Consider the following 15,848-nt stretch of genomic DNA (forward strand, 5'->3'; position numbering starts at 1 on the left):
CTCAGTCAGCAGCTTCGCTACAGGCGATGATGCGGCGCGGCGCACGCACCGTCCTCACCGGCGAGAGCGTGCCATCGGCCTCGCGCAGCCAGGACAAGGCGCCTGTCCGCACGTCGAAATGCGCGCCATGCAGCTTGAGCGTGCCGCGCTCCTCAAGGATGCTCACGCAAGGAAATGTCCTGAGGTTGCGCAGGCTCTGAATCAGCGACGCCACTTCGAGAAGCGCGGCGAAGCGGTCAAGGCTCGTCTGCTCCTCAGCGGCTATGCAGGCGGCGGCAGGTTCGAGCAGCGACATCCAGCGGCCCACGAAATCCCCCGGCGAAAGGGCCTGGCGGTCACGCTCCGCAAAGGCCCGGACGCCGCCGCACCGGCCATGGCCCATCACCACGATATGCTCGACCTTGAGCGCCTGCACGGCGTATTCGAGAGCCGCGCTCGTGCCATGAAGTTCGCCATCAGGCTTGTAAGGCGGAACCAGATTGGCGACGTTGCGCACCACGAACAGCTCGCCCGGCCGTGCATTGAAGATGACCTCGGGCGGCACGCGGCTGTCGCAGCACCCGACCAGCATGATCCGGGGCGATTGGCCGCTCGAGGCGAGGTCGGCGAAGCGCTGCTGCTCTTCGGGCAGGCGCCCGTCCACGAACGCCTCGTAGCCAGCGACCAACGCCTCTGGCAGGCCCTCCTGCCGGCTCAGGACAGGCCGCCCGCCCGGCATCAGGCAAACTCCATGATGACGGCATCCACCGCCAGCGTGTCGCCCTCGCGGGCATTCACGCGCTTCACGGTGACGTCACGCTCCGCGCGCAGCACGTTCTCCATCTTCATGGCCTCCACGATGCACAGCATTTCGCCGGCCTTGATCTCCTGACCTTCCTTGACGGCGATGGCTTTCACAAGGCCCGGCATGGGGCAAAGCAGGACCCGCGAGGTGTCCGCCGCCTGCTTCTGCGGCATTGTGGCGGCCAGTTCTGCCTCGCGGCGGGTGTAGACCCGGGCCGCGACATGGGCGCCTGCATGGGCCAGCGTCACGCCATTGGGGATCGCGCGCACCTGCACCGCGATGCGCTCGCCATCGACGGCCCCGCGCCATACCGGCAGGCCGGGCCGCCATTCATGCGTGACCTGCACCGCGTCGCCACCATCAAAGGCCACGTTCACAGCCTCGATCGCGCCCGAAACCTTCGCCGAGAACAAGGCCGTCCCGAGCGTCACCACGCGCTCGCTCTCGAAGGCGACAGACCGCCAGCCTTCCATCTGCTGCGAAATCGCGCGCTTGCGCAGGTTCTGGACATGATCGATGCAGAAGGCCACGGCGGCCATGCGCCGAGCCGCCGCCCCGGATGGCGCGCGCAGGGCGAAGCCCTCGGGAAACTCCTCCGCGATGTAGCCCGTCGAGAGCGCGCCCGAACGCCAGCGCTCCTGCCCCATCAGCGTGGCAAGGAAGGGGATGTTGTGCCGGATGCCCTCGATCGCGAACGCATCCAGCGCCCGGGCCTGCGCCTCGATCGCAGCGAGGCGCGTCGGCGCATGGGTGACCAGCTTGGCGATCATCGGATCGTAATGGATCGAGATTTCGCCGCCCTCGAACACCCCGGTGTCATTGCGCACCACCGCCTCGCCATCGGGTCCCTCCACCGGGGGGCGGTAGGTCACGAGCCGGCCGGTCGACGGCAGGAAGTTGCGCGTGGGGTCCTCCGCATAGATGCGGCTCTCGACAGCCCAGCCATCAAGCCGCACATCGCGCTGCTTCATGCGCAGCGGCTCGCCACAGGCGACGCGGATCATCTCCTCGACGAGATCGACGCCGGTGATCATTTCCGTCACCGGATGCTCGACCTGCAGCCGGGTGTTCATTTCGAGGAAGAAGAAGCTGCGGTCCTGCCCGGCGACGAACTCGACAGTGCCGGCGGAGTCGTAGTTCACCGCCTTCGCCAGCGCCACGGCCTGCTCGCCCATCCTGCGGCGGGTGGCCTCGTCCAGCAGCGGCGACGGGGCTTCCTCGACCACCTTCTGGTTGCGGCGCTGAACCGAGCACTCGCGCTCGCCGAGGTAGATCACATTGCCATGCTTGTCGCCCAGCACCTGGATCTCGATGTGACGCGGGTTGACGATGAACTTTTCCACGAACATGCGGTCGTCGCCGAACGAGGATGCAGCCTCCGAGCGGGAGCGATCGAAGCCCTCCTGCACCTCGTCGGCATTCCAGGCGATTCGCATGCCCTTGCCGCCGCCGCCGGCCGAGGCCTTGAGCATGACCGGATAGCCGATCTCGTCGGCGATCTTGGTGGCGTGGACCGCATCCTCGATCACGCCCAGATACCCCGGCACGGTGGAGACGCCGGCAGCTGCCGCCGCCTTCTTGCTCTCGATCTTGTCGCCCATCGCCGCGATAGCGCCGGGGTTGGGGCCGATGAAGGTGATGCCATTGTCCTTCAGCGCCTGCGCGAAAGCCTCGCGCTCGGACAAAAACCCGTATCCGGGATGGACGGCTTCGGCGCCGGTCTGCTTGCAGGCCGCAATGATGCGCTCGATGACGAGATAGCTCTGGGAAGCGGGCGCAGGGCCGAGATGCACCGCCTCATCCGCCATCTCGACATGCAGTGCGTCCTTGTCGGCGTCCGAATAGACGGCGACCGTCCTTATGCCCATGCGGCGCGCTGTCTTGATGACGCGGCACGCGATCTCGCCGCGGTTGGCGATCAGGATTTTCGAGAACATGCGCTTGGCCTGGCTTGTCTTGGAAAGCGGGAGATCGACAAGCGCGATGTAGGACAGGCCGGAGCGATCGTCCACTTCGCCAAAGGTCTGGAAAGCAGGGGCCGCCTGCGTATTGCGGCACGGGCGGCCCCAACCGTATATCTGGTGCAAGGCCCTGGCGGGGCCCTTTGGCAATCAGGCGACGAGAAGCGCGCTGTCCGAGCGCGTCAGGTCCTGCCGCAGCTTGGAATTGGCCTTGTTGAGCGCAAAGCCGATCAGCATCTCGTCGCAGCGCTCCGCCTCGCGCACCACTTCGAAGGCGATGCGCATGGCGTTGGCGGTCGGCCCCTCCCCGGCTGAAAGGCTCGCCACCAGCCAGTGCGCCGACTCGCGGTTGACGATGCCGGTCGGACGCGAGGTCCAGACCACGTAATCGACCACGGTCGCCACGAGGTATTCGCTCCAGTTGGCTGAAGCAGCCTCGACGTTGCAGTCCAGAGCGATGAGCACATCGATCACGTCGGGCGTCAGTACGGCGTCGGCAAGAAGCTCTCGCGAGAGCCTGTTGACGTCTCCGTCAGTTATACAGCGTCGTTCTAGAATATGATCAACAAATTCATGAAGATGATTTGAAATCATTGTTTGATCCTCCGCAGCATTATATCCCGCTGCTTGTCCTTCCTGATGAAATCGATCTTGACAACCGGAAGTAGTTAAGTGGTTAATTGGCAAAACGTAAAAATTATTCACCTTAAGTACTAGGAACAATAAATGGTTTCTGAAACATGAGATTCATCACATCTAAACCTTGCTGCTGCGCAAACCGTCTCTTGCCAGCCCTCGCTGAAGCGCGAGCCGGCCCTCACTGACGGGTCGGGCAGGTGGCCTTGCGAGGAGCGGCCGAACGTGAGATCAGGCGTGCATGAACGACATGCTCGATGGCTTTCATCTCAGCTATCACGCAGGCGCGGAGCCGTGCGTGCCTGTGCTGCTGCTCCATGGCACGGGCGGCGACGAGAATGATCTTGTCGCGTTTGGTCAAACGGCCGCGCCAGACGCCGCCCTGCTGGGGCTGCGCGGCCGCTCGCCCGAAGGCCAGGTCAACCGCTGGTTCCGCCGTCACGGCGAGGGCGTGTTTGACCTGCCTGACCTTGAGGCGCGGGCCGCGGAGCTTGCCGCGGTGATCGGCAGCGCGGGGCGGCGCTTCGGCTTCAGCGGCCCGCCCATCGCGATCGGCTATTCCAACGGCGCCAACATCGCTGCGGCCCTGCTCATGCGTCACCCCGAAGCGCTTGCCGGCGCGGTCCTGATGCGCGCCATGAATGGGCTGTCGCCCACCCCTGGCCTCGACCTCGGCGGCAAGCGGGTGCTGCTGCTCAGCGGGCGACATGACCCGCTCGCGCCCGAGGCAAGCCGGGCCATCCTTGTAGGCAGTCTGCAGGCCGCCGGCGCAAGCGTCGATCAGCGCATCACTGCGCCCGGACACAGCCTCGATCGCGGCGATGTCGAGGCGGTGCGGGACTGGCTCACGCCGCCCGCAGGCTGAGCGCTTCGGCTATCAGGCGCGGCAATTCGTCGGCATGCTTCGCCACCAGGTCGGCGCCGGCCTCCACCAGCATCGAGGCCGGCTGGAAGCCCCAGGACACCGCGATGGCCGCCACGCCGGCCGCCTTCGCCATCCGCATGTCGTGCACGCTGTCCCCGATCATGACGGTGCGGGCGGGCTGCGCGCCGGTCGCTGCCATGGCCTGAAGGACCATGCCGGGATCGGGTTTGGACGGCGCGCTGTCGGCCGTCTGGATCGTGGCGAACAGCCCGTCCCAGCCATGCAGATCGACCACATAATGGACGCCGCGCAGCGTCTTCCCCGTGGCGATGCCCAGAGTGGTTGCGGGCCGGCTCGAAAGGCTGGCCAGCACGCCCGCGATGCCCTCGAACAAGGGCTCCTCGAAGCCCTCGCTCCCGCGCATGTCGTTGAATATCCGCTTGTAGGTTGCGGCCAGTTCCTCGCGCGGCACGACATCGCCGAACAGCTCCGCCAGCGCGATGTCGAGCGAGAGCCCGACGATGGCGAAGCCCTTGTCGAGGCCGGGATGGACAAGGCCGTGAGCCTGCGCGGTCAGCTCCTGCGCCCCGATGATGATGCGGCCCGAGTCGAGCAGCGTGCCGTCCAGGTCGAACAGGACAAGGTCGGTGCTCATTCGTCAGGCGCTTCCACGATGGGATCATAGGGGGAGGAATCGAAGCCGAGCAGGTTCCAGCTCTGCTTCATGTGGTCCGGCAGCGGCGCGGTGACGTCGATCACGCCCTGACCGCGCGGATGCGGCAGCACGATGCGCCGCGCCAGCAGATGCAGCCGGTTCTGGACGCCGCCCGGAATCTCGGCATTGTGCCGGTCAAAATATTTCGGATCGCCGATGATCGGGTGCCCGATGTGGGCGGCATGGGCCCGCAGCTGGTGCGTGCGCCCGGTCACGGGCTTGAGCGAGAGCCAGGCCACCTTCTGCGCCGCCGTCTCCACGGTGGCGTAATAGGTCACGGCGTGTTGCGCGCCCTCGTCGCCATGCTGCGCCACCTTCATGCGGCTGTCGCCATCGACCTGCGCTTCTCGCGCGAGATAGGTCGAGATGCGCCCCTGCTTGACGCGCGGCACCAGATAGACCAGCGCCCAGTAGATCTTGCGCGCCGCCCGGGACCGGAAGGTCTTGGCCAGCGTGGAGGCGGCGAAGCGGGTCTTGGCGATCACGAGGCAACCGGCCGTGTCCTTGTCGAGGCGATGCACCAGGCGGGGGCGCTGCGCCTCATCCTCGGCCAGCGCCATCAGCATGCCGTCGACATGGCGCGTCGTGCCCGAGCCGCCCTGCACCGCCAGACCGGCGGGCTTGTCGATGACCAGCACGTCGGCATCCTCATAAAGGGTGATGGATTTGAGGAAGGCGCGCACGTCGCCCTCCTTGAACTGCTGGCCGCGCGGGCGCTGCCCGTCAGCGGCGAGCTTCAGCGGCGGCACGCGCACCTTCTGGCCCGCCTCGATGCGGTCATTGGTGTCGACCCGCTTCATGTCCACGCGCAATTCGCCCTTCCGGGCGATCCGCTGGATATGGCTGAAGGGCAGCTGCGGGAAACGCGCGATCAGGAAGCGGTCCACCCGCATGCCCGCCTCGTCATCAGTCACGATCAGGGTCTGGACGCCCGTGGCGATGGTTTCGGACGCCTCGGCCTTGGCTTCGCGCTTCGTGCGCAGCGGCGATTCGTCCGCGATGTGCGGACGCTGCGTCCCGGGCGCCGCATCGGCTCCACCCGATGCCTGCTCCGGCCGGACACGCGGCCCGGTCGAGCGGTTGCCGGTGGGCTTGCCGCCCTTGCGCGGTTCGTCCGCATAGGCTGGGCGCGCGCCGCGGGCCGCAGCGGCGCGGCCAAGCGCGGTCTTGCGGCCGGCCTCCTTGCGGGCATCGCGATCCTCACCGCGCCCGCGTCGATCTCGCCCGCCTGCGGGCGCGTCCTGGCCACGCGAAGGCCCGCCGCTGCCTCCCCTGCCGACACCCTTTCCAGCGCCACGGCCTGCTCCGCCTGCGCCACGCCCGCCAGCCTTGATGCCTTTTCTCACGATACTGCCCTCACCAGGCCGAGGCCAGCGACCAGCGCGGCAATCGACAGCGCCACAGAAGCGGCCACATAAGCGCCAGCCTGCAAGACTTCGCCGCGCTGCATAAGCGAGACGGCATCCAGGGAAAACGCGGAAAACGTCGTGAACCCACCGAGAAATCCGGTTGCCGCCAGAAGGCGCGCATCCTGCGCCCAGGCAGCGTCCCCGCGCAGCAGGAACCAGCCAGCCAGAAAGCCCATGGCGAGCGAACCCGCGACATTGACCCCCAGCGTGCTCCAAGGAAAGCCCGGCCCGAACCAGCGCAGGCACGCCATGTTCACGCCATGGCGCAGCACCCCGCCCAGACCAGCTCCAAGAAAGACGAGAAGGACGGATTTCATTGGCTCTCTTAGAACGTGGCGCGCGCCTTGTCACGGCTGACGCCGGAAAACTACGTATTTACCTTTCGTTCACCGCCACCTACTCCCGCTCCGGGTCTATCTACGGGGGCATTGATGTCAATTCTGAAACTTTTATGTGTGGCGGCCCTCGGGCTGCTTTGCGCCAACTGCGCCACGGTCACGCGGGGCACGACCAGCCAGGTGCAGATCTTTTCAGAACCCTCAGGCGCGGACGTGGCGACTTCGACCGGCTTTCGCTGCACGACTCCCTGCACGCTGACGATCGACCGCAAGCAGGAGTTCACCGTGAGCATGTCGAAGCCCGGATACAAACCGGTCGAGGTTCCGGTCCGCACGCAGGTTGCCGGCACCGGCGCGGCCGGCTTCGCTGGCAACATCATCGCTGGCGGGTTGGTCGGCATGGCCGCCGATGCGGCCACGGGCGCCACGCTCGAGCATGTGCCCAATCCGGTCTCCGCCACCTTGCAGCCGGTCGACAGCCCAAGTCGTCCCCAGAATAGGCGCAAGCCGCAGCCCTCGGTCGCAGCGCCGGCGGAGCGCCAGCTTCCGCCCATACCCGCCGCGCCAGCGCCGCTTCAGGCCAAACTGCCCGAAACCTCCTGAAAGCCGCGCCACAGCCGGAGGCGCTTCCGGCATGAATGGCGCTAGGAGCCTTGCCGCTCTCCTCGCCGTCTTGCCCACCACTCGAGCCGCTTCCTGATCTCGCGCTCGAAGCCGCGATCCACAGGCTCGTAGAACACTTGCCGGCCGAGCTTCTCGGGCCAGTAATCCTGCCCGGAGAAGGCATCCGGCGCGTCATGGTCGTAGGCATAGCCCTCGCCATAGCCTTCCTGCCGCATCAACCCGGTCGGGGCGTTGAGGATCGTCTTGGGCGGGGCGAGAGATCCGGCCTCTTTCGCCACGCGCATGGCGGCCTTCCAGGCCACATAGGCCGCGTTCGATTTCGGTGCCGTGGCGAGGTAGATCACGCAATTGGCCAGCGCCAGTTCGCCTTCGGGCGAGCCAAGCTGCTCATAGGTTTCGGCTGCGGCGCGGGCATGGGTCAGCGCCTGCGGGTCGGCGAGCCCGATATCCTCCACCGCCATGCGAACCAGCCGGCGGGCGAGGAACCGCGGATCCTCCCCCGCGTCGAGCATGCGCGCGAAATAATACAGGGCAGCATCCGGGTCCGAGCCGCGCACCGTCTTGTGGAGGGCCGAGATCAGGTTGTAGTGCGCATCCTCGGCCTTGTCGTAGATCGGCGCGCGGCGCTGCACCACCTCGCCCAGCGCAGCCTCATCCATCGTCTCGCCCGGCCGCGCGGCCCGCCAAAGCTCCTCCGTGAGAGTGAGCGCGGCGCGGCCATCGCCATCGGCAAAGCGGATGAAGGCGCTGCGGGCGCCCGACGTCAGCGGCAGCGCGCGGCCCTCCGCCTCTTCCGCCCGCGCCAGAAGCGCGGCGATGGCCTCATCGTCGAGCGGCCTGAAGACAAGCACCCGCGCCCGCGAAAGCAGCGCAGCATTGAGCGCGAAGGACGGATTCTCGGTTGTGGCTCCGATCAGCGTGATCGTGCCGTCTTCCATCACTGGCAGGAAGGCATCCTGCTGGGTCTTGTTGAAGCGATGGATCTCATCCACGAACAGCAAGGTGCCCCGGCCCTGCAGCCGGCGGGCGCGTGCGGCGTCGAACATCTTCTTGAGCTCAGCCACGCCGGAGAAGATGGCGCTGATCTGCTCGAAGACGAGATCCGTTCGCCCGGCCAGCAGCCGCGCCACAGTGGTCTTGCCGGTGCCCGGCGGGCCCCAGAAGATTGCGCTCCCGATCGAACCGGACTGGAGCAGCCGCGTCAGCGCGCCATCGGCCCCGACCAGGTGATCCTGTCCCGCGACCTCATTCAGTGCCGTTGGCCGCATCCGGTCCGCGAGCGGGCGCGGCCCGGCCCGGTCCATGCCGGCTGCGGCGAACAGGTCGCTCATCCTCGCACATAGGTGGTGAACACCTGTCCCTTGCGGTTGAGCGTGATTTCCCAGCCCCGCGCCCGCTCGCGCATCAGCCTGTCGAGATCGCGCGAATTCGACACCCGGTCGCGGTTCACCGCCAGGATGAGGTCGCCTTTCTGGAAGCCGATCTGCGCGGCGGCGCTATCCGCTTGCACATCCGAAATCGCCACGCCCTCCGCCGTCACATCGATGGAGAGCTCCTCCGCCACGGCCGGCGAGATGTTGACGACCGTCAGCCCGCTCAGCGGCACGCGGCCGGTGATCGTGACCGGATCGCGCGGACGGGTCTCAGGCGCCACCGCCATCTTCACGGGCAGCACCAGGCGGCTGCGCCCGCGCATCACCGAAACCTGCGCGGTCGATCCCAGCTGCCGCGTCGCCAGACGGTAGCCAAAGCTGTCGGGATCGTCGATCTGCTGCCCGTCAAGCTGAAGGATGACATCGCCGCGCCTAAGCCCGGCCTCCGCGGCCGGGCTCTTGTCGAACACCGCCGCCACAACCACGCCGGTCGGACGGTCGAGGCCCAGCCCCTCGGCGATGTCCGCCGTCACACCCTGCATGCGCGCGCCGAACCAGGGCCTGCGAACCATCCCGCTGCCAGCCCGCGCCGATTCGACCACGATCCGCACCATGGTCGCGGGAATGGCAAAGCCGATGCCGTGGCTCGCGCCCGTCTTGGAGAAGATCGCCGTATTGATGCCGATCAGCCGGCCTTGCATGTCAATCAGCGCTCCGCCCGAGTTGCCCGGGTTGATCGCCGCATCGGTCTGGATGAAGGACTGGAAATCCGCGATGCCGACCTGCGTGCGGGCGAGCGCCGAGACTATGCCTTGCGTCACCGTCTGGCCGACGCCGAACGGGTTGCCGATCGCCAGTACGATGTCGCCCACCTGAAGATCGTCCGAATTGCCGATCTCAAGCGCGGAGGAGAGCCCGTCAGCCCGCTTGAGCCTGAGCACCGCCAGATCCGTGCGCGGATCACGCAGGATGATGTCGGCTTCAACCTCGCGCCGGTCCGCCAGCGCCACCTTCACCTCGGTCATCCCCTCGATGACATGGTGGTTGGTGACGACAAGCCCTGCGCCCGCATCCACGATCACGCCGGAGCCCAGCGATTGCTGTGCGCGCTCGCGGGGCACTCCAAAGCCGCCATCGCCAAAGAACCGGCGGAAGAACGGATCATCCATGAAGGGGTTGGCGGCGCGGCGCTCCTGGCGAAGCCCGTAGACGTTCACCACGGCCGGCGTCGCGCGTTGCACCACAGGGGCGAAGGACAGCATGACCTGCTGCCGCGATTCAGGAGTCTGGCGTGGGAGTTGCGCCTGTGCCGAAGCGGCTCCCAGGCCGGAACCAAGCCCCACAGCCAGGGCGATGGCGCCGATGGCGAGGGTGTTACGCACGGATGACCGCATGAATGGCTCCTCAGGCAAGAACAAGGACTCTAGACGCAGATGGTGCCTCTGGCGACGGGGCGCAATTCACGACGCTGCGCAATCGACAATGCCATAATGCGAAAAGGCGGCCGAAAAGGCCGCCTTTTGAAACATGCGAGGTTGGGAGCAACCAGAGCGAGCCTCAGGCCGCCTCGGCGCCCTCTTCCTTCATCGTGGGGCCCGAATCCTTGCCGCGGGCGGTCACGTCACGGTCCACCATCTCGATGACGGCGAGCGGAGCGTTGTCGCCGAAGCGGAAGCCGGCCTTGAGCACGCGGGTGTAGCCGCCATTGCGGTCCTTGTAGCGCGGGCCGATCACGTCGATCAGCTTCTTCGCCATGTCGGCGTCCTTGAGCTGGGCGATCAGCTGCCGGCGGGCATGCAGGTCGCCGCGCTTGCCGAGCGTGATCAGCTTCTCGATCACGGGGCGAAGATCCTTCGCCTTGGGCAGCGTGGTCACGATCTGCTCGTGCTTGATCAGGGCATTGCACATGTTCGAGAACATGGCCTTGCGGTGTTCGGTGGTGCGGTTGAAACGACGGCCGCGAAATCCGTGACGCATTGTGGCTCTCCTTCGTTATGCGCCCGCCGTGCCAAGGTACGGGCGCTCTTTATGGGCAGTTGGCAGTGGGCAATCGTCAGCCGATCAAGCAGGACCACGGCCCGATGCCGATTGCCGCTCAGTAATGCTCTTCAAAGCGCTTGGCGAGCGACTCGATGTCTTCGGGCGGCCAGCCGGACACTTCCATGCCCAGGTGCAGCCCCATGCCGGCGAGCACTTCCTTGATCTCGTTGAGAGACTTGCGGCCGAAGTTCGGCGTGCGCAGCATCTCGGCTTCGGTCTTCTGGATCAGGTCGCCGATATAGACGATGTTGTCGTTCTTCAGGCAGTTTGCAGAGCGGACCGAAAGCTCGAGCTCGTCCACCTTCTTGAGAAGCGCTGGATTGAACGGCAGCTGCGGCGCACTCGACACGACCTCTTCCTTGCGCGGCTCTTCAAAGGTGATGAAGACGGCAAGCTGGTCCTGCAGGATGCGGGCGGAATAGGCCAGCGCGTCCTCGGGCGTGATCGAACCATCGGTTTCGACCGTCATGGTCAGCATGTCGCGGTCAAGGTTCTGCCCCTCGCGGGTGTTCTCGACGCGGTAGGAGACCTTGCGCACAGGCGAATAGAGCGCATCGATCGGAATAAGCCCGATCGGCGCATCTTCAGGACGGTTGTGCTCAGCAGGCACATAGCCCTTGCCGGTCGCGACCGTGAATTCCATGCGGATCTCGGCACCCTCGTCGAGCGTGCAGATCACATGGTCCGGGTTCAGGATAGAAACATCGCCGACAGTGTTGATGTCACCGGCCGTCACCGTGCCCGGCCCCTGCTTGCGGAGGGTCATGCGCTTGGCGGTGTCGCCCTGCATCTTGATCGCCACGGCCTTCACGTTCAGCACGATGTCGGTCACGTCCTCGCGGACGCCCGGAATCGACGAGAACTCGTGCAGCACGCCATCAATCTGGATGGCCGTCACGGCTGCGCCCTGGAGCGAGGAAAGCAGCACACGACGCAGGGAGTTGCCGAGGGTCTGGCCAAAGCCACGCTCGAGCGGCTTGGCGACCACGGTCGCAACGCGCTTCGGATCGTCGCCAGGCTTGATGTCCAGCTTGCCGGGCTTCGTCAGATCCTGCCAGTTTTTGCTAATCACGACCGCACCTTTCCTTGAGGGGTCATTGCTGCGCCGGGCCAGCGGCCCTCGCGAGAACGTCGCGGCCCCTCCCCGGAGGCACCGCGCCGGTGTGAACGACAATCAGACGCGGCGACGTTTGCGCGGCCGGCAGCCATTGTGCGGGATCGGCGTCACGTCACGGATCGACGTCACCGTGAAGCCCGCGGCCTGCAGCGCGCGCAGGGCCGATTCGCGCCCCGAACCGGGACCCAGAACCTCGACCTCGACGGTTCGCATGCCATGCTCGGCGGCCTTGCGCGCCGCATCCTCGGCGGCGACCTGCGCGGCATAGGGAGTCGACTTGCGCGAACCCTTGAAGCCCATCGTGCCGGCAGACGACCACGAGATCGTGTTGCCCTGCGCGTCGGCGATGGTGATCATGGTGTTGTTGAACGAGGCGTTCACGTGCACGACGCCAGAGGCGATGTTCTTGCGTTCGCGGCGCTTGACGCGCGTGGTTTCCTTGGCCATTCGTCGGGTCCTTTGAGCGCGCCCGTGATGCCAGGCGCTGGGGATTGAGGTGTTCCCCCTCGCCTGTCACGGCCGGGCCTGACCCGGCCATCCCTGCGAGGGACGGTATCCCCGGCAAGCCCGGGGATGGCGACGCTATAGCGTCATCACTTCTTCTTGCCGGCGATCGCCTTGGGCTTGCCCTTGCGGGTGCGGGCGTTGGTGTGCGTGCGCTGGCCGCGGACCGGCAGGCCCTTGCGGTGGCGCAGCCCACGATACGAACCCAGATCCATGAGGCGCTTGATGTTCATCGACACTTCGCGGCGCAGGTCGCCCTCGACCTGATAGTCGCGATCGATCGTCTCACGGATCTGAAGCACTTCGGCGTCGGAAAGCTGGTTGACGCGGCGCTCGGCCGGGATGTTCACCTTGGCGCAGATCTCGGACGCGAATTTGGCGCCGATGCCGTGGATATACTGGAGCGCGATCACGACGCGCTTGTTGGTTGGGATGTTGACACCCGCAATACGAGCCACTGCTCATCTCCATATTGGGCAGGCGCGAAGCCGCCGATGAAAACATCTCCGCGTCCGGTGGAGACCGGCCCTTGCGGAGCCCTCCAGAACAAAACCCGCCCGATGCCTGGAAAGGCGATCAGGCCGGATCGTCAGGAAGTTTCTTGGCGTTAATGCCGCGCACGCATGATGTCAAGCGCTTTGCCTGCGCTGTCGCCGCACACCTTGCGCCTGCGGCCGGCTGGCATACACCCGCGCAGACAGTCAGCCGACCAGCGCGGATTCGATCGCCGCAGTGACGTCATCGACGTTTTGCATGCCGTCGATGACGGTGAGCTGCCCGCGATTGGCATAGTGGGGAGCGACCACGGCGGTGTCGCGATTATAGGCATCAAGGCGCGTCTTGAAGACGTCCGGGTCGTCATCCTTGCGCACAGGCTGACCGGCCGCCCTCGCCTCCTCCGCGCGCTTCATGATGCGGTCCACCAGCCTGGTCTGGTCCACGCGCAGCTCGAGCACGGCGCGCAGCTTCATGCCCCTCTCGCCGAGCATCGTGTCCAGCGCCACGGCCTGCGCCACTGTGCGCGGGAAGCCGTCAAGAATGAAGCCCTTCTTTGCGTCCGGCTCGTTTATGCGGTCCGCGATGATGCCGATGACGATCTCGTCGGAGACGAGCCCGCCCGCCTCCATCACCGCCTTCGCCTTCAATCCGACCGGCGTTCCGGCCGCAACCGCAGCCCGCAGCATATCTCCGGTGGAGAGCTGCGGAATGCCATGCCTTTCGACCAGACGTGCGGCCTGCGTGCCCTTACCCGCCCCCGGCGGACCCAGCAGGATCAGTCTCATTAGCGCCTCGCACCCTTGAGTTTTGCTTTCTTGACCAGCCCTTCATACTGATGGGCCAGCAGGTGACCATGCACCTGGGCGACCGTATCCATCGTGGTCGTGACCACGATCAGAAGGGATGTGCCGCCCAGCAGAATGATCGGTATCTGCGCATACGAGATCATGAACTCGGGGATCAAGCAAACAATAGTCAAATACCCGGCGCCGATCACCGTGATCCGGGTCAGCGTGTAGTCGATGTGCTCGGCCGTGCGCTCGCCGGGCCGGATGCCGGGAATGAAGCCGCCCTGCTTCTTCAGGTTGTCGGCCGTCTCGGTCGGGTTGAAGACGATGGCCGTGTAGAAGAAGCAGAAGAAGATGATCAAGGCCGCGTAAAGGATCATGAACAGAGGCCGGCCATGGCCCAGAAGGGTCGAAACGGTGGCGAGCCAGCCGGTCGCGCCGGAGGTCTGCTGGAAGCTCGCGATTGTGGCGGGCAGCAGCAGCAGTGATGAGGCGAAGATCGGCGGAATCACGCCGGCCGTGTTGAGCTTCAGCGGCAGGAACGATGTCTGGCCCTGATAGACACGATTGCCCTCCTGTCGCTTCGGATACTGGATCAGGAGGCGGCGCTGCGCCCGCTCCATGAACACACAGAAGGCGATGACGCAGACGGCCATGACCAGCACGCCAAGCAGCAGCGGCGTGGACAGCGCGCCCTGCCGGCCAAGCTCGAGGGTCTGCATCAGTTGCGCCGGGAATTCGGCGATGATGCCGGCGAAGATGATCATGGATGGGCCATTGCCGATGCCGCGGCTGGTGATCTGCTCGCCCATCCAGAGCAGGAACATCGTGCCGCCCACAAGGGTGATGACCGTCGAAACGATGAAGAACGGACCTGGGTTCTGCACGAGATTGCCCGAGCCCTGAAGCCCAATGGCGATGCCCCAGGCCTGGAACAGCGCCAGCACCAGCGTGAGATAGCGGGTGTACTGGTTGATTACCTTCCGGCCCGATTCACCCTCCTTCTTGAGGGCTTCCAGCGTGGGCACCACGGAGGTCAGCAACTGGATGATGATCGAGGCCGAGATATACGGCATGATGTTCAGCGCGAAGATCGCGAGCCGGCCGACCGCGCCGCCGGAAAACATGTTGAACAGCCCGAGAATGCCGCTCTGCGCCTGCCGGAACAGGTCGGCCACCGCATCGGGGTTGATGCCCGGCAGCGGGATGTAGGTCCCGAGCCGGTAAACCACCAGCGCCGCGAGCGTGAACCAGATGCGCTTCTTGAGCTCTTCAGCCTTCGCGAGAGCCCCGAAATTCATCCTCGAAGCAAGCTGTTCTGCGGCCGATGCCATCGCGCGTTCCTCAGCAATCATGTCGCTTGACGGGCAAGCGAAGGAAACAGGCGCGGCAGCCGTCTTGCGCCAACGCGGCGCCGACCCGACACCCGCGCAACCGGGAGTGTCACAGCAAAACGGCGGCCTTAAGGGCTCTGGTGAGCCCGGGGCCGCCGTCCCGTCATATCATCCAGGCGCTGCGTTCACGCCTGTGAAGCAGCAGACAGGATTTTCACCGAGCCGCCGGCCTTCTCGATCGCCTCGACTGCCGACTTCGACGCGCCAAAGACCTCGAAGGCCAGATTGGCGGTAAGATCGCCCACGCCCAGGATCTTGACGCCGTCGCGCGGCTTCGAGCAAACGCCCGCCGCCACCAGCGCCTCGATCGTCACGGTGGAGCCAACCGCGAGCCTGCCTGCGTCGACCGCCTGCTGCACGCGCCCGAGATTGACCTCGTTGAGGTCACGCGCGAACACGGCATTGGAGAAGCCGCGCTTGGGAAGGCGACGATGCAGAGGCATCTGGCCGCCCTCGAAACCCTTGACCGACACGCCGGTGCGGGCCTTCTGACCCTTCACGCCGCGGCCAGCGGTCTTGCCCTTGCCCGAACCGATGCCGCGACCGACGCGCATGCGCTCCTTGGTGGCGCCGGGATTGTCCCGAAGATCTGTGAGCTTCATCGCAGTCCCCTCACTTCACGTCGACAATGCGCACGAGGTGCTTCACGCGCTCGATCATCCCGCGGATCGCAGGCGTGTCCTCGAGGGTGGAGCGGCGGCGGATCTTGTTCAGGCCGAGGCCCACAAGCGTCTCGCGCTGCTGGTGCACGCGGCGGATCGGCGAGCCGATCTGTTCAACCACAATGGTCTTTCCGGTCATG

Annotated in this window: 18 protein-coding genes; 2 read left to right on the forward strand and 16 right to left on the reverse strand. The window is 65.9% G+C overall.

The genetic code is table 11. The features are described from left to right. Position 1: 1 nt before the first annotated feature. The 3 genes from HEQ16_12300 to HEQ16_12310 form a co-directional block, all read right to left on the reverse strand. Positions 2-718 (reverse strand): carbonic anhydrase, encoded by a 717-nt coding sequence (locus HEQ16_12300; protein MCO4054804.1) that lies wholly within the window; start codon positions 716-718, stop codon positions 2-4. Beyond that, positions 718-2,721: an acetyl/propionyl/methylcrotonyl-CoA carboxylase subunit alpha gene (locus tag HEQ16_12305; protein MCO4054805.1), complete on the reverse strand. Its 2,004-nt coding sequence runs from the start codon at positions 2,719-2,721 to the stop codon at positions 718-720. The genes HEQ16_12300 and HEQ16_12305 overlap by 1 nt, the downstream gene beginning before the upstream one ends. Before the next feature lie 174 nt (positions 2,722-2,895). Continuing rightward, positions 2,896-3,219, reverse strand: coding sequence for a hypothetical protein (locus HEQ16_12310; protein ID MCO4054806.1), 324 nt, complete (start codon positions 3,217-3,219; stop codon positions 2,896-2,898). 412 nt (positions 3,220-3,631) lie between these two features. Between HEQ16_12310 and HEQ16_12315 the strand changes: the two genes are divergently transcribed. Next, positions 3,632-4,246, forward strand: coding sequence for an alpha/beta hydrolase (locus tag HEQ16_12315; GenBank protein ID MCO4054807.1), 615 nt, complete (start codon positions 3,632-3,634; stop codon positions 4,244-4,246). Here the strand turns inward: HEQ16_12315 and HEQ16_12320 are convergent. From HEQ16_12320 to crcB, 3 genes are all read right to left on the reverse strand, one after another. Further along, entirely contained in the window at positions 4,227-4,901 is a 675-nt protein-coding gene (locus tag HEQ16_12320; protein MCO4054808.1) for an HAD-IA family hydrolase, read from the reverse strand. The two genes, HEQ16_12315 and HEQ16_12320, sit on opposite strands and share 20 nt — an antisense overlap. After that, positions 4,898-5,854 carry an RluA family pseudouridine synthase gene (locus tag HEQ16_12325; protein MCO4054809.1) on the reverse strand — a complete coding sequence of 319 codons (957 nt, stop codon included), beginning with the start codon at positions 5,852-5,854 and terminating at the stop codon, positions 4,898-4,900. The genes HEQ16_12320 and HEQ16_12325 overlap by 4 nt, the downstream gene beginning before the upstream one ends. 449 nt (positions 5,855-6,303) lie before the next feature. Continuing rightward, complete coding sequence (gene crcB, locus HEQ16_12330) at positions 6,304-6,687, reverse strand: fluoride efflux transporter CrcB (protein MCO4054810.1); 384 nt, start codon at positions 6,685-6,687, stop codon at positions 6,304-6,306. A gap of 114 nt (positions 6,688-6,801) precedes the next feature. Here crcB and HEQ16_12335 point away from each other — a divergent pair, with 114 nt between their 5' ends. Beyond that, positions 6,802-7,311 carry a PEGA domain-containing protein gene (locus tag HEQ16_12335; protein MCO4054811.1) on the forward strand — a complete coding sequence of 170 codons (510 nt, stop codon included), beginning with the start codon at positions 6,802-6,804 and terminating at the stop codon, positions 7,309-7,311. Positions 7,312-7,352: 41 nt separating this feature from the next. On the opposite strand, the gene HEQ16_12340 is transcribed toward HEQ16_12335, so the two are convergent. From HEQ16_12340 to rpmD, 10 genes are all read right to left on the reverse strand, one after another. Further along, a complete protein-coding gene (locus tag HEQ16_12340) occupies positions 7,353-8,663 on the reverse strand; it encodes a replication-associated recombination protein A (GenBank protein MCO4054812.1) in 1,311 nt (436 codons plus the stop codon). Then, positions 8,660-10,099, reverse strand: coding sequence for a Do family serine endopeptidase (locus tag HEQ16_12345; GenBank protein MCO4054813.1), 1,440 nt, complete (start codon positions 10,097-10,099; stop codon positions 8,660-8,662). Before HEQ16_12345 ends, HEQ16_12340 begins: the two co-directional genes overlap by 4 nt. 163 nt (positions 10,100-10,262) lie before the next feature. Next, a complete protein-coding gene (rplQ, locus tag HEQ16_12350; GenBank protein MCO4054814.1) occupies positions 10,263-10,682 on the reverse strand; it encodes a 50S ribosomal protein L17 in 420 nt (139 codons plus the stop codon). Positions 10,683-10,800: 118 nt separating this feature from the next. Further along, complete coding sequence (locus HEQ16_12355; protein ID MCO4054815.1) at positions 10,801-11,817, reverse strand: DNA-directed RNA polymerase subunit alpha; 1,017 nt, start codon at positions 11,815-11,817, stop codon at positions 10,801-10,803. 102 nt (positions 11,818-11,919) lie between these two features. Continuing rightward, positions 11,920-12,309 carry a 30S ribosomal protein S11 gene (gene rpsK, locus HEQ16_12360; protein ID MCO4054816.1) on the reverse strand — a complete coding sequence of 130 codons (390 nt, stop codon included), beginning with the start codon at positions 12,307-12,309 and terminating at the stop codon, positions 11,920-11,922. Between the two features lie 146 nt (positions 12,310-12,455). Then, positions 12,456-12,824, reverse strand: a complete 369-nt coding sequence (gene rpsM / locus HEQ16_12365) for a 30S ribosomal protein S13 (protein ID MCO4054817.1) — start codon at positions 12,822-12,824, stop codon at positions 12,456-12,458. 243 nt (positions 12,825-13,067) lie between these two features. Next, entirely contained in the window at positions 13,068-13,649 is a 582-nt protein-coding gene (locus HEQ16_12370; GenBank protein MCO4054818.1) for an adenylate kinase, read from the reverse strand. After that, positions 13,649-14,986: a preprotein translocase subunit SecY gene (gene secY, locus HEQ16_12375; GenBank protein MCO4054819.1), complete on the reverse strand. Its 1,338-nt coding sequence runs from the start codon at positions 14,984-14,986 to the stop codon at positions 13,649-13,651. The genes HEQ16_12370 and secY overlap by 1 nt, the downstream gene beginning before the upstream one ends. Positions 14,987-15,171: 185 nt before the next feature. After that, a complete protein-coding gene (locus HEQ16_12380; protein MCO4054820.1) occupies positions 15,172-15,648 on the reverse strand; it encodes a 50S ribosomal protein L15 in 477 nt (158 codons plus the stop codon). 10 nt (positions 15,649-15,658) lie between these two features. Next, entirely contained in the window at positions 15,659-15,847 is a 189-nt protein-coding gene (rpmD, locus tag HEQ16_12385; protein MCO4054821.1) for a 50S ribosomal protein L30, read from the reverse strand. Position 15,848: the final 1 nt, after the last annotated feature.

The organism is Bosea sp. (in: a-proteobacteria), from assembly GCA_023910605.1.
Classification (GTDB): Bacteria; Pseudomonadota; Alphaproteobacteria; order Rhizobiales; family Beijerinckiaceae; genus Allobosea.